11 protein-coding genes are annotated in these 13,397 nt (G+C 71.8%); 6 read left to right on the top strand and 5 right to left on the bottom strand.

Annotated elements, in window-relative coordinates:
- Positions 1-51 precede the first annotated feature (51 nt).
- On the top strand, positions 52-963 hold the full coding sequence (locus ACIBH3_RS23660; RefSeq protein ID WP_396314046.1) for a rhomboid family intramembrane serine protease: 912 nt from the start codon (positions 52-54) through the stop codon (positions 961-963).
- Positions 964-1,408: 445 nt separating this feature from the next.
- Here the strand turns inward: ACIBH3_RS23660 and crgA are convergent, their stop codons facing one another.
- Positions 1,409-1,660, bottom strand: a complete 252-nt coding sequence (crgA, locus tag ACIBH3_RS23655; RefSeq protein WP_396314045.1) for a cell division protein CrgA — start codon at positions 1,658-1,660, stop codon at positions 1,409-1,411.
- A gap of 214 nt (positions 1,661-1,874) precedes the next feature.
- Here crgA and ACIBH3_RS23650 point away from each other — a divergent pair, with 214 nt between their 5' ends.
- The 5 genes from ACIBH3_RS23650 to ACIBH3_RS23630 all read left to right on the top strand — a co-directional run bounded on the left by ACIBH3_RS23650 (position 1,875) and on the right by ACIBH3_RS23630 (position 5,727).
- Complete coding sequence (locus ACIBH3_RS23650) at positions 1,875-2,636, top strand: DUF881 domain-containing protein (RefSeq protein WP_396314044.1); 762 nt, start codon at positions 1,875-1,877, stop codon at positions 2,634-2,636.
- Positions 2,637-2,741: 105 nt separating this feature from the next.
- On the top strand, positions 2,742-2,915 hold the full coding sequence (locus ACIBH3_RS23645) for a hypothetical protein (protein WP_396314043.1): 174 nt from the start codon (positions 2,742-2,744) through the stop codon (positions 2,913-2,915).
- 55 nt (positions 2,916-2,970) lie between these two features.
- A complete protein-coding gene (locus tag ACIBH3_RS23640) occupies positions 2,971-3,633 on the top strand; it encodes an aminodeoxychorismate/anthranilate synthase component II (RefSeq protein WP_396314042.1) in 663 nt (220 codons plus the stop codon).
- 5 nt (positions 3,634-3,638) lie between these two features.
- Positions 3,639-4,868: a class E sortase gene (locus ACIBH3_RS23635; protein ID WP_396314041.1), complete on the top strand. Its 1,230-nt coding sequence runs from the start codon at positions 3,639-3,641 to the stop codon at positions 4,866-4,868.
- A 55-nt stretch (positions 4,869-4,923) separates the two neighbouring features.
- Complete coding sequence (locus ACIBH3_RS23630; RefSeq protein ID WP_396314040.1) at positions 4,924-5,727, top strand: class E sortase; 804 nt, start codon at positions 4,924-4,926, stop codon at positions 5,725-5,727.
- 333 nt (positions 5,728-6,060) lie between these two features.
- On the opposite strand, the gene pknB is transcribed toward ACIBH3_RS23630, so the two are convergent.
- From pknB to ACIBH3_RS23610, 4 genes are all read right to left on the bottom strand, one after another.
- Positions 6,061-8,208, bottom strand: a complete 2,148-nt coding sequence (pknB, locus tag ACIBH3_RS23625; RefSeq protein ID WP_396314039.1) for a Stk1 family PASTA domain-containing Ser/Thr kinase — start codon at positions 8,206-8,208, stop codon at positions 6,061-6,063.
- 285 nt (positions 8,209-8,493) lie between these two features.
- A complete protein-coding gene (locus tag ACIBH3_RS23620; RefSeq protein WP_396314038.1) occupies positions 8,494-9,957 on the bottom strand; it encodes a peptidoglycan D,D-transpeptidase FtsI family protein in 1,464 nt (487 codons plus the stop codon).
- A 66-nt stretch (positions 9,958-10,023) separates the two neighbouring features.
- Entirely contained in the window at positions 10,024-11,382 is a 1,359-nt protein-coding gene (locus tag ACIBH3_RS23615; protein ID WP_396314092.1) for an FtsW/RodA/SpoVE family cell cycle protein, read from the bottom strand.
- Positions 11,383-11,638: 256 nt separating this feature from the next.
- A complete protein-coding gene (locus tag ACIBH3_RS23610; protein ID WP_396314037.1) occupies positions 11,639-13,306 on the bottom strand; it encodes a protein phosphatase 2C domain-containing protein in 1,668 nt (555 codons plus the stop codon).
- Positions 13,307-13,397 lie beyond the last annotated feature (91 nt).

Below are 13,397 nucleotides of genomic sequence, written 5' to 3'. Positions count from 1 at the left end.
CTCCGTACGGCGAAGGCCTCACCGGGATCGGCGATGAGGAGGGACCCCCGGATGCTGCCGGACGAAGCCCAGCCGCCCGCGGAGCACCCGCACGGGCCAGGAGGGGGCACCGCAGGCCCGCCCCGCTGCTACCGGCACCCGGAGCGCGAGACGGGCATCGCCTGTGCCCGCTGCGGCCGTCCGATCTGCCCGCAGTGCATGGTGAGTGCCTCGGTGGGCTTCCAGTGCCCCGAGTGCGTCGGCGGCGGCCGGCGTGAGGAGCGCCCGGCCAGGACGCACTTCGGCGGGCGGCTGACGGCGGACGGTGCGCTGGTCACCAGGATCCTGATCGGGATCAACCTGGTGGTGTTCGTCCTGGCGGCCTACGTCTACGGGGACTGGCTCTGGCAGGACCTGGTGCTCTACAGCCGCGGCGGCCCGCAGTTCGGCGGGCAGTCGTACGGTGTCGCGGCGGGGCCCGACCAGTGGTACCGGCTGCTCACCGCGACCTTCCTGCACCTTCAGATCTGGCACATCGCGACCAACATGCTGGCGCTCTGGTGGATGGGCCCGACGCTGGAGCGGACCCTGGGGCGGATCCGCTTCCTCGCCCTCTACCTGGTCTCCGGGCTGGCCGGGAGCGCGTTCGCCTATCTGCTGGCCGGCGGCCGGCTGGACTCGCTGGGGGCCTCGGGGGCGATCTTCGGGCTGTTCGGCGCCACGGCGGTGCTGTTCTACCGGACCAGGACGCCGCTGGGGCCGGTGATCGCGCTGCTGGTGTTCAACCTGGTGGTCACCTTCTCGATCCCCGGGATCGACTGGCGGGCCCACCTGGGCGGGCTGATGGCCGGTGCCCTGACCGCTGTCGGGATGATGTACGCCCCGCGCGCCCGTCGCGATCTCGTCCAGGCGCTGACCGTGGTGCTGGTGCTGGGGGCGGTGCTGGCGATGGTGCTGCTGGAGACGGCCCGGCTGAACGGGTGAACGGGCGGCCGTCCCTCAGCTGCCCCCGACCCCCGGCCGACCCCCGGCCGACCGCGCCGCGCCGATGTGGCGCCCGCCCTCCGGTGCGAGTTCGGGACTTCCGCCGGTGGACGGCCGTGTCCCTGAGGAGCGGTCAGGCGTTGTCCACAGCGCGCGCACGGCTGTGCACAGCCGGATCGGCGGATATCGCCCGTGTGGCTGGTCTACGCGTGTCCTCCTGGCGAAACCGGCGGTCCGCAGGGCCCCGGGTGCGGCTTTGGAGAACGCCCGCGGCCCGAGTTATCCACAGGCTGGGCCTACTTTTCCCCAGTGTGGATAACCATGTGGATAAGCAGAAGGTGCTACCGGCCCAGCCGGGTCCGGACAGCCCTCGGCCCGCCCCGGCGGTCGCCGGCGCGGGCTGGACGCTGCGGTGAAGCGGAGGGTCGGGCGCGCGGGGCCCGACTCACTTCCACTGGGTGGAGACGCCGAACCCCGCGGCGATGAAGCCGAAGCCCACCAGGATGTTCCAGTTCCGCCAGCTCTCCACCGGCCAGGTGCCGCTGGTGACGTAGTAGGTGACGATCCACACCAGCCCGACCAGGAAGAGTGCCAGCATCAGCGGCGCCACCCAGCTCCGGCCGGAGCTGATCTTCACCGCGGTCGTCTGGACCGGCGGGGTGTAGTCGGACTTCTTGCGGAGTCGAGACTTCGGCACGAGGAGCTCTCCTGTCGATGCGCTGTGAGACCGCGCAGGGTGCAGCGGGGCGGGGCGGCTGTGGGACGCGAACCGGGCGGTACGGGAACCGAACGGCAGACAGGCCCCGGACGGCGTCCGGGGCGCACCTGCCGGGGCGCTCCGCACATGCCACCGGCGTCCGTTAGCGTAGTGGCTCGGCGGGTCTGAAGGAGATAAGGGTACGGTGCCTAATTTGTCGATTCCCCCTGGGTCCGCCCCCACCCGTGTCAGACGCACCCGATTTGTCGGCCGTGCCCTGACCTGCACCGTCTTCGCGCTCGCCGGACTGCTCTTCTATGTCAGCGCGCACGCCGCCCGCGGCACCGATCTGCGCACGGACAACTCGCTGCTGCGCCTGAGCGACGTGATACGCCAGCGCAGCGCCCAGAACCAGCAGGCGCAGGCGCAGCTCGCCGACCTCCAGGTCCGCTCCCAGGAGCTCACCGAGCAGCGGGGGCAGAGCCCGGCCGAGGCCGCGCGGCTCGGCGAGCTCCAGCAGGGCGCCGCGCTGGCCCCGCTCCAGGGGCCCGGGCTGACCGTCACCCTCAATGACGCGCCGCCCAACGCCACCGCCCGCATCCCGGGCGTCCCCGAGCCCGGCGTCAACGACCTGGTGATCCACCAGCAGGACATCCAGGCCGTGGTCAACGCCCTGTGGCGGGGCGGCGCCGAGGGCATCCAGGTGATGGACCAGCGGCTGATCTCCACCAGCGCCGTGCGCTGCGTGGGCAACACGCTGCTGCTCCAGGGGCGGGTCTACTCGCCGCCGTACGTGATCAAGGCGGTGGGCAAGGCCGACGGACTGCGCTCCGCGGTGGACGCGGATCCCACCATTCGCAACTACCTCCAGTACGTGCAGGCCTACGGCCTGGGCTGGAAGGTCCAGGAGAGCGGCGACCTGGCGGTGCCGGGTTACTCCGGGACGGTCGATCTGCGTTCGGCGACGGGCCAGTAGAACGGGGGCTGCGGCGCATCCGGGCCCCGAAGGTGGGCGGTAGCCGCCGTACCGGTGCGGTGGGCGGTCTAGTCTTGAGCCCAACCTTTACGTCGAGGGAGCACCATGTACGGCTGGATCTGGCGTCATCTGCCGGGGAACACGCTGGTCCGCGCCGTCCTCGCGCTGCTCCTCGTACTCGGGGTGGTCTACCTGCTGTTCCAGTACGTCTTCCCCTGGGCGGAACCGCTGCTGCCCTTCGGTGACGTCACAGTGGACGGAGGCGCCGACGCCGGCTGACCGGCGGCCCGCTCCCCCACTCCCAGCCCCCGCACCTCACCGGAGTAGCACGCGTATGACGACCCCGCCGAGCTCGCCGCGCATCCTGGTCGTGGACAACTACGACAGCTTCGTCTTCAACCTGGTCCAGTACCTCTACCAGCTGGGCGCCACCTGCGAGGTGGTGCGCAACGACGAGGTGACGGTCGATCACGCGGCGCGCCGCGACGGCGCGGCCGGCTTCGACGGGGTGCTGCTCTCGCCGGGGCCAGGTGGTCCCGAGGAGGCCGGGGTCTGCATCGAGATGGTGCACCACTGCGCGCGGATCGGGCTGCCGCTGTTCGGGGTCTGCCTGGGGCTGCAGTCGATCGCGGTGGCCTACGGCGCGGTGGTCGGTCGGGCGCCCGAGTTGCTGCACGGCAAGACCTCGCTGGTCGAGCACGAGGACGGCGGGGTGTTCGAGGGCCTGCCCTCGCCGATGACCGCGACCCGCTACCACTCGCTGGCGGTCGACCCGGCCACCGTGCCGCAGGAGCTGGTGGTGACGGCCAGGACCGGGAGCGGCGTGATCATGGGGCTGCGCCACCGCGAGCGGCTGGTGGAGGGTGTGCAGTTCCACCCGGAGTCGGTGCTCACAGAGGGCGGCCACCGGATGCTCGCCAACTGGCTCGCGGAGTGCGGTGACCCGGATGCGGTCGGCCGTTCGGCCGGGCTCGCCCCGGTGATCGGGCGAGGCTGAGCCGCGTGACCGCGGTGCGCCCGGAGGGGCGCTACCAGGCCGGTGGCGAGGGCCACGGCGGGGGGCAGTACGACCCGGGGCAGTACGGTGCGCAGCCGTACGCCGGTGGCGGCGCGTACGGCGGCGAGGGGGCGTACGGCGGCCCGTACGGCGCCGGGCACGCCCGTGGTGGCTACCAGGGCGACCAGGCCCGCCAGGGCGGCCACGGCGGTCACAGCGGCCACGGCGGGGGCGACGAGCCGCTGCCGGACGGCTGGGGCGTCTACGAGCCGTACGGCAGCGCGCCGGGCGAGACACGGGGTGAGCCGTCGGGTGTGCTGCCCGGCGAGATCCAGGGTGTGCCCGAGTACCCGTGGCTCGCTGACCAGACCCTCCAGCTGCGCACAATCCCGCAGCAGGGCGCCGACCCGGCCCCGCCCGCGGGCGGCCGGGCGGAGCGCCGCAGGGCAGCCCAGGGGCGGCCCTCGGTGCGCTCCGGCAGTGGTCGGCGGCGGGCGTCCGGGCGGGGCGCGGAGGCGCGGGTCCGGCCCAGGGAGTCGGTGGGCGTGGTGGCCGCGCGGCTGACCGGCGAGCTGTGCATCACGCTCGGCCTGGTGATGCTGCTGTTCGTCTCGTATCAGCTGTGGTGGACCAACGTGCAGGCCGACCAGGCCGCCGGGGACGCGCGCAACCAACTGGAGCAGCAGTTCCAGGCCGTCGGTCAGCAGCCGGCCCCGGGCCAGCCGCAGCCGGACGCCAGCAAGGCCCCGGAGGCGTTCGCCCCCGGCAAGGGCTTCGCGATCATCCACCTGCCCAAGCTCGGGCTGACCTTCCCGATCGCGGAGGGCACCTCCAAGCCGAACGTCCTGGACAAGGGCCTGGTCGGGCACTACACCGGCACCGCGATGCCCGGCGACAAGAGCGGCAACTTCGCACTGGCCGCGCACCGCAACACCCACGGTGAGCCGTTCCGGCACATCAACCAGCTCTCCAAGGGAGACAAGGTCGTCGTGGAGACCGCGACCTCGTACTTCACGTATGAGATCACCGGCGGCATCCCGGAGACGCCGCCGTCCAACGTCAGCGTGATCCAGCCGATCCCCAAGGGCTCGGGGTACACCCAGGCCGGGAAGTACATCACGCTCACCACCTGCACCCCGGAGTTCAGCTCCAAGGCCCGTCTGATCCTCTTCGGGAAGATGGTCGAGGAACGGCCCCGGAGCCAGGGCAAGCCGACCGCGCTGGGTGGCAACTAGAGCCGGTCCGGGGCGACCTCGATCTGATCATCTGAATACGGCAAGGCGGACGAGCGTGACCGAGCAGTCGACCAGCCCCGCGGACCGGCCCGAGGCCGATCCCGCCCCGCAGGGGACCCCCGCGCCCGCGCGGCGGGGAGGCCTCGCGCTGGCCGCCCTGGGGCTCCTCGGCGAGCTGCTGATAACCCTCGGCCTGGTGCTGGCCCTGTTCGTCGGCTACTCGCTCTGGTGGACGGACGTGCTGGCGGACCGCAAGGCCGACCGGGCGGGCGATCAGCTGCGGGGCGCCTGGTCGGCCCCGGCGCCGGCACCGGGCCCCTCGGCCGGCGGGCGGGTGCCTTCGCAGCCACCTGCGGCCGGGCAGAGCTACGCGGCGGGCGACGCGGTCGGCTTCCTGCACGTCCCGGCGATGGGCAGCGGCTACCAGGTGCTGATCAGGATGGGCACCGACGCCGCCACCCTGTCCGAGGGCGTGGCCGGCGTGTACGAGCAGCCGTACCGTTCGGCGATGCCCTGGGACGAGCAGGGCAACTTCGCGCTGGCCGCGCACCGGGACGGGCACGGCGCCAAGTTCCACGACCTGGACGCGCTGAAGAAGGGCGACGCGATCGTCGTCGAGACCAGGGACAGCTGGTACGTCTACCGGGTGGACTCCACCCTGCCGGAGACCTCCAAGTACGACACCGGCATCGTCGCGCCGGTGCCCAAGGGCTCGGGCTATCACTCCCCCGGGCGGTACGTCACCTTGACGACCTGCACGCCGGTGTACACCTCGCGCTACCGGATGGCGGTCTGGGGCAGCCTGGTGCGGGTGGACCCGGTGGACGCCGCGCGCACCCCGCCGGCCGAACTGCGCTGACGCCCCGGCGGTCCGGCCTCCGACGCCAAGGCCCTGACGCCAAGGCCCTGACGCCGGACCTGCCCCTGACGCCGGACCTGCCCCTGACGCCGGACCTGCCCCTGACGCCAGGCCTGCCCTGACGCCAGGCCTGCCCTGACGCCGTTGGCCTGGCCGGGCGCCCGGCCAGGCCATGGCGGGCTCTCCCGGGCCGTCCCGGGCCCGCAGGAGGCCGGATGAGCCCCGATGAGGCCGGTGGCACCGGAACCGCGACCGGGGGCCGCCCACGCCCTTCGGCGTCGGCGGCCCCCGGGCCGTCAGCGGTCGTTCTCGTCAGGCGTAAGCCGTCAGTCCTCAGTTGTTCCCGCCGATGATTCCGCCGGGGCTCCCGGGCCGGGTGTTCCCCGGTGTCGGGGTGGTGGTGGGGTCGTTCCCTTTGGCGGGCGGCCCGATCAGCAGCTGGACCGACGTGCCAGGGTCGACCAGTTCGTTCGGTCCGGGGCTGTAGTTCATGACGGTGTTGTTGCTCTCGCCCGGAAGCCCGGCGAAGCTCCACTGCAGGCCCGCCGCCTTGAGCGCGGCCACCGCGTCCTTGACCGTCTTGCCGCGCAGGTCGGCCGGCACGGTGACCTTGTCCGGCGTCTTGAAGATGGTGAGCACGATCTTCGTGCCGGCCGCGGCCTTGGTGTTCGCCGGGGGGGTCTGCGAGGCGACGGTGTTGGCCTTGCTCGGGTCGGGCGCGGCGATCGTCTTGGTGGCGTCGACCTGGAAGCCGGCGGCCTCCAGCGCGGCGGTGGCCGCCTCCTTGGTCTGGCCCTGCACACCCGGGACGGGCGTCTTCTGCTTGCCCTGCGAGACCTGCAGCTTGATCGGCGTCTGCGGGTCCGCGGCGCCGCCGGCCGGCGGGTCCTGGGTGAGCACCTGGTCGAGCGGCGCGGAGTCGTCGTCCTTGTACTCGGGCGTGGCGATGTTGGTGAAGCCGGCCTCCTGGAGCGCCTTGATCGCGGCGTCCTTGCTCTTGCCCACGACGGTCGGCACGTTCGCCTTGGCGGGGCCGGAGGAGAGCTGCACCTTGATGGTCGCGGTCTCGGCGATCGGGCTGCCGACGACCGGGTCCTGGGAGCAGACCTGGTCCTTCTTGATGTTGGTGTCCGGGCAGGCCGCCTTGTCGCCCTCGGTCACCACGAGCTTGCCGCCGGCGGCCTGCGCGGCCGTCTTCGCCTCCGCGAGGCTCTTGCCGACCAGGTTCGGGGCGACCAGCTTGGCCGAGCCGGACGACTTCTTGTCACCGCCGCTGAACATGGCCTGGGCCACGAAGAAGGTGCCGACCAGGACCAGCACGGCGGCCACCGCCAGCACGATCCAGGAGGTGTTGTTCTTCTTCGGCGGCTCCTGGCCACGCCGGCCACCGCGGCCGTAGCCGTCGTCGTAGCCGTCGTTGCCGCCGCCCTGTCCGTAGCCGTCGTCCTGGTACCCGCCCTGGCCGTAGCCCTGCTGCGGGGCGCCGACCTGCGGCAGCAGCGTGGTCGGGCCGCCACCGGGCTGCTGCGGCAGCACGTTGGTCTGGCCGTACGGGTCGTTCGGCTGGCCGCCCTGGCCGTACTGGTCGTAGCCGTACCCGGCGCCCGCGCCGTACGCGGCCTGCTGGGCGGCCGCCACCGGCAGACCGTCGAGGAAGCGCTCGATGTCGTCGCGCATCTCGTCGGCGCTCTGGTAGCGGTAGTCCCGCTCCTTGGCGAGCGCCTTGAGCACGATCGCGTCGATCTCGGGGCGGACCTCCGGGTCGTAGACGGACGGCGGCTGGGCCTCCTCCCGCACGTGCTGGTAGGCCACCGCGACCGGGGAGTCGCCCACGAACGGCGGGCGGACGGTCAGCAGCTCGTACAGCAGGCAGCCGGTGGAGTAGAGGTCGGAGCGGGCGTCGACCTGCTCGCCCTTGGCCTGCTCCGGGGAGAGGTACTGCGCGGTGCCGATCACGGCCGAGGTCTGGGTCATGGTCATACCGGCGTCGCCCATGGCGCGCGCGATGCCGAAGTCCATCACCTTGACGTTGCCCTGGCGGGTCAGCATCACGTTGGCGGGCTTGATGTCGCGGTGCACGATGCCGGCCCGGTGCGAGTACTCCAGGGCCTGGAGGATGCCGATCGTCATCTCCAGCGCGCGCTCGGGCAGCAACCGCCGCCCGGAGTGCAGCAGCTCGCGCAGCGTGGAGCCCTCGACGTACTCCATCACGATGTACGGGATGGAGATGCCGTCGATGTAGTCCTCGCCGGTGTCGTACACGGCGACGATCGCTGGGTGGTTCAGGGACGCCGCGGACTGCGCCTCGCGGCGGAAGCGGGCCTGGAACGACGGATCCCGGGCCATGTCGGCCCGGAGCGTCTTCACTGCGACGGAGCGGCCGAGCCGGGAGTCATGGGCGAGGTACACCTCGGCCATGCCGCCGCGTCCTAGGACGCCGCCGAGCTCGTACCTGCCGCCGAGGCGACGAGGCTCTTCCATAGTTCCGACCCTCTCCCTCACCGGCCGGTGAGGATGTGACGTAGGTGTCCCCGCACGCTCTGTGTGACGCCGCCCGGGCCACCGTGGTTCTGTGAGAAGGGCCCCACGACGCCCAGAAGGCGGGCAACGGGCACAACCGCTGCTTGCGGATACGCTACCGGTCGCGCCGAGCGCAACCGGAGTCGGCCGCCAGCCGATACCAGACCGGTATCAGAAGGGGGGTGCCGATCGTGACCATCGCCGCACTCGGATCGCCACCCACCGAGCGGGTCCACCCGGGGTCGGCTACTTGCCCAGCACCGCCTGCATCATGGCCTTGGCGATCGGCGCGGCGAGCCGGCCGCCGCTGATGCCGTCACGGTTGTTGGAGCCGTCCTCGACGACCACCGCGATCGCCACCGACTGGCCGTTGTCGCCCTTGGCCCAGGAGGTGAACCAGGCGAACGGCAGGCCGTTGTTGTCCTCGCCGTGCTGGGCGGTACCCGTCTTGCCGCCCACCTTCAGACCGGGGATCCGGGCGTTGTGGCCGGTGCCCTGACCATCCTCGACCACGCTGACCATCATGTCCTGGAGCTTCTGCGCGGTGGCCGGGCTGATCGGCTGGCCGAGCTTCTTCTCGGTGTGCTTGGAGATGGTGGTCAGGCTCGCCGAGCGCTCCTCGTCGACCAGGTAGGGCTGCATCAGGGTGCCGTTGTTGGCGATGGCCGCGGAGACCATCGCCATCTGCAGCGGGGTGGCCTTGGTGTCGTGCTGGCCGATCGAGTCCAGCGCGGTGCCGTCCGGGGTGGAGTCCTTCGGGTAGACGCTGGCGGTGGAGCGGATCGGGGTGTCGACGGTGGCGTTGAAGCCGAACTTCTCGGCCTGCTCGCGCATCTTGTCCTTGCCGAGGTCGGCGCCGATCTTGCCGTAGACGGTGTTGCAGGAGACGGCGAGGGCGGTCCTGAGCGTCGCGTTCTCGCAGGGCTCGGTGCTGCTCTCGTTCTTCAGCTCGGTCCTCGTCCCCGGCAGGATGTAGGGGGCCGGGGTGTCGGTCGGGTCGTCGATGCTCTGGAAGATGTTGTTCTCGAACGCGGCGGCGGCGGTGACCAGCTTGAACGTCGAGCCGGGCGGGTACGTCTCGCGCAGCGCGCGGTTGAGCATCGGCTTGTTCGGGTCGGCGTCGAGCTTGGCCTTGGCCTCGCCGTCGGACTTCTCGGCGCCCGCGAAGGTGCCGGGGTCGTACGAGGGCGTGGAGACCAGCGCCAGGATCGCGCCGGTGCGCGGGTCGATGGCGACGGCCGCGCCCTTCTTGTTGCCCAGGCCCTCGAAGGCCGCCTTCTGCGCCTTGGGGTTGATCGTCGTGACGACGTCGCCACCCTTCTTCTGCTCACCCGTGAGCATGTCGAGGGTGTTGCGGAAGAACAGCCGGTCGTCGGTGCCGGAGAGGATGCCGTCCTCCAGGCTCTCCAGCTGCGAGGTCTTGAAGACCTGCGAGGAGTACCCGGTGACGGGCGCGTAGAGCGGGCCGTCGACCCAGGAGCGCTTGTACTTGTAGCGCAGGCCGTCGACGAAGTCGGAGTTGGTGACGCGCTCGCCGCCGACGATGATGTTGCCGCGCGGGTAGGCGAAGCGGTCGTACTCGTTGCGCTTGTTGTTCTTGTTCGACGCCCAGCTCTCGGCCTGGACACCCTGCACCCAGTTGGTGCGCACCATCAGGGCCAGGATCAGCACGAGGCAGAAGATCGAGACCCGGCGAATGGGCTTGTTCATGAGACGGATCCCCTCCTCGTACCGGTCAGCGCATCGGACAGCTGCTCATTCAATCGCACTGATGGTTCACGTTTCGGTGGCCGGGGTCGGTTCCACCCCGGGGCGGCGGGCGCTGTCGCTGATCTTCAGCAGGATGGCGATGAGGGCCCAGTTGGCGACCACCGAGGAACCACCCTGGGCCATGAAGGGCATGGTCATACCGGTCAGCGGGATGAGCCCGGTGACACCGCCGGCCACCACGAACACCTGGAGCGCGAGAGCCGAGGACAGGCCCACCGCGAACAGCTTGCCGAACGGGTCGCGGGCGGCGACCGCGGTGCGCAGGCCGCGCTGCACGATCAGCCCGTAGAGCAGGAAGATCGCCATCAGGCCGGTCAGGCCGAGCTCCTCGCCGAAGGAGCCGAGGATGAAGTCGCTCTTGGCGGCGAAGCCGATCAGCCAGGAGCGGCCCTGGCCCAGCCCGGTGCCGGTCACCCCGCCCGAGCCCATGGCCATCAGGGCCTGGCCGATCTGGTCGCTGGAGCCCTTGGGCGCGTTCGGGCCGAAGGCGGCCATCGGGTCGAGCCAGGCGTCGATGCGGACCTTCACGTGGCTGGCGGTGGAGGCGACCATGGTCGCGCCGCCGATCGACATCAGCAGGCCGAAGACGATCCAGCTGGTGCGCTCGGTGGCGACGTAGAGCATCACCACGAAGAGGCCGAAGAACAGGAAGGACGAGCCGAGGTCGTTCTCGAAGATCAGGATCAGCAGGCTGACCAGCCAGATCGCGATGATCGGGCCGAGGTCGCGCCCGCGCGGCAGGTACAGGCCCATGAAGCGGCGGCTGGCCAGGGCCAGCGCGTCCCGCTTGACCATCAGGTAGCCGGCGAAGAACACCGTCAGGATGATCTTCGCGAACTCGCCCGGCTGGAACGAGAGCGGGCCGAGGTGGATCCAGATCTTCGCACCGAAGTCGCCCTCGCGCGCCGGGAAGAAGGCGGGGGCGGCGAGCAGCACCAGCGCCACCGCCATCGAGATGTAGGTGTAGCGCTGGAGGACCCGGTGGTCCTTGAGGAAGATCATCACCACGATGAAGAACGCGATGCCCAGGCCCGACCACATCAGCTGGTTGGGCGCCGCCGCGTAGTTCTTGGCCAGCAGCTTGCCGGCCTTGTCCAGCCGCCAGATCATCACCAGGCCGAGCCCGTTGAGCAGGGTGCCCAGCGGCAGCAGCAGCGGGTCGGCGTACGGCGCGAAGCGGCGCATCGCCAGGTGCGCGACCAGCGCGAGCGCGCCCATGCCCAGGCCGTAGCCGAGCATGCCGGCGGGCAGCTTCTTGTCCATGGCCAGGCCCACGTTGGCGTACGCCAGCATCGGCACCAGGACGGCGAAGGCCAGCAGGGCCAGCTCGGTGTTGCGGCGGTTGGGCGTGCCCTGCGGCGTGATGGTGGTGTTGCCGCGACGCCGGCCGAGGCGGCCGCCGGGTACGGCGGCGGTGGGGGCGGTGGCCGGGCCGGCCGGCGGATGGTTGCCGGGCCGGCCGTTAGGGCCGTCGCCGCTCAGGTCATAGGTGCTCACGTGGTGGCCGCTCCCCGACGGCTGGCAGGCCCCCGGAGGGCGGGGCCGGTACTGCTCGATCGCTGGCCCGGCGGCTGTGCGCCGGGGCGGTGGTGCGTGCGCGGGCGGTGCGCTGCCTGGGCGGTCACGGCGTCGGGCAGGAGACGGCCTTCTGCCGCTCCTCCTCGGTCAGCGTGGGTACGTCGCTCGGTGGCGCGGGGGCCGGGGCGCTCGCGCTCTGGCTGGGCGCGGCGCTCGGCGTCGTGCCCGGCGTCGCACCCGGCGCGGTGCTCGGCGTGCTGCCCGCGGTGTTCTGCCCCGGTACGAGGGCGCCCGGTGCCGGGGTGGCCGCCGGGTTGCGGGTGGCCGGGCTGGTCGCGGTGAGCGAGGCGTGGGTCACATCGCCGGTGGGTGCGGCGCTCGGGGTCGAGCCGGCCGCGCCGCCCTGCGCGGGCTTGGCACCCGCGGCGACCTTGCGGCAGACCGCGACCTGCTCGCCGAGCTTCTTCACCTTGTCGTCGGCGTCGCCGAGGCTGCTGGCGGTGATCGTGTTGCTGACGTGGGTGCGCTGGTCCTGCGGCAGGAACTGGAGCTGGATGTCCTGGTACGTCTGGTGCACCGAGGACAGGCTCAGCCCGGCCAGGCTCTGGTTGATGCCCTGGTAGACCGCGACGTGGTCGCCGTCCACCCCGACGTAGTACTGGTCCTGGGTCCACCGCCAGCCGATGTACCCGGCGCCGCCGAGCAGGCCGAGGGTCACCGCGGCGACGATGGAGATCTTCGCCCACCGGTTCTTGCGGCGCGGCTCGTCCTCCTCGTAGGACTCGCTGCCGTAGGCCGCCGGCTGCGCGGCGGCGTAGCCGTCCTCGTAGCCCTCGGCCGGGCCGAAGCCCCCGGGGGCGGCGCCGTAGCCGCCCTGGTAGCCCTCGGCGGGGCCGAATGCGCCCTGCGGCGGGCGGCCCAGACCGGCCGCGCGGCCGGCCGGGGTGTTCAGGATCGACTGGTCGGCGGCGGAGGCCGGCGGGGTCTCGGCGACCGCGCCGACCACCACCGGGATGTCGTCGAGCCGACCGCTGAGCGTGTCGGTGGCGCCGACGTCGATGACGTCCGCCACGATGCAGGTGATGTTGTCCGGGCCGCCGCCGCGCAGGGCGAGCTGGATCAGCTCCTGGACGGTCTGCTCGGGGGAGTAGAAGCTCCCGAGCGTCTCCTCCAGCGTCTGGTGGCTGACCGGGCCGGACAGGCCGTCGGAGCAGATCAGGTAGCGGTCGCCGGCGCGCACCTCGCGGATCGACAGGTCGGGCTCGACCTGGCCGCGGCCGTCCAGCGCGCGCATCAGCAGGGAGCGCTGCGGGTGGGTCTCGGCCTCCTCCGGGGTGATCCGGCCCTCGTCCACCAGACGCTGCACCCAGGTGTGGTCCTGGGTGATCTGGGTGAGCGAGCCGTCGCGCAGCAGGTAGGCGCGGGAGTCGCCGACGTGCACCAGGCCCATCCGCTGGCCCGTCCAGAGCATCGCGGTGAGGGTGCAGCCCATGCCCTCCAGCTGCGGGTCCTCCTCCACCATCTGGCGCAGGCGGTCGTTGGCGCCCTGGACGGCGTCGCCGAGCAGGGTCAGCAGGTCGGCCCCGGGCACGTCCTCGTCCAGCCGGACGATCGAACCGAGCACCTCGGAGGAGGCGACCTCGCCGGCCGCCGCCCCGCCCATGCCGTCGGCCACGGCCAGCAGCCGCGGCCCGGCGTAGCCGGAGTCCTCGTTCCCCTCCCGGATCAGGCCCTTGTGGGAGCCGGCGGCGAAGCGCAAGACCAAGCTCATGCGGTCCGGGCCCCCCTCTGGGCGTCGTCAAAGCTGCGGTCCCAGCCCTGGGGAAGGGCGCGGCCACGGGAATGGGCGCGCACTGCCGCGA

Source organism: Kitasatospora sp. NPDC050543 (genome assembly GCF_044457565.1).
Lineage (GTDB): Bacteria > Actinomycetota > Actinomycetes > Streptomycetales > Streptomycetaceae > Kitasatospora.
This window is presented reverse-complemented; position numbering and strand designations above follow the sequence as displayed.

Bases quoted from the DNA above. Each gene is read 5' to 3' on its own strand.
- ACIBH3_RS23660 (WP_396314046.1), top strand. From the start codon at position 52: ATGCTGCCGGACGAAGCCCAGCCGCCCGCGGAGCACCCGCACGGGCCA.
- ACIBH3_RS23645 (WP_396314043.1), top strand. From the start codon at position 2,742: ATGTACGGCTGGATCTGGCGTCATCTGCCGGGGAACACGCTGGTCCGC.
- ACIBH3_RS23640 (WP_396314042.1), top strand. From the start codon at position 2,971: ATGACGACCCCGCCGAGCTCGCCGCGCATCCTGGTCGTGGACAACTAC.
- pknB (WP_396314039.1), bottom strand. From the start codon at position 8,208: ATGGAAGAGCCTCGTCGCCTCGGCGGCAGGTACGAGCTCGGCGGCGTC.
- ACIBH3_RS23620 (WP_396314038.1), bottom strand. From the start codon at position 9,957: ATGAACAAGCCCATTCGCCGGGTCTCGATCTTCTGCCTCGTGCTGATC.
- ACIBH3_RS23610 (WP_396314037.1), bottom strand. From the start codon at position 13,306: ATGAGCTTGGTCTTGCGCTTCGCCGCCGGCTCCCACAAGGGCCTGATC.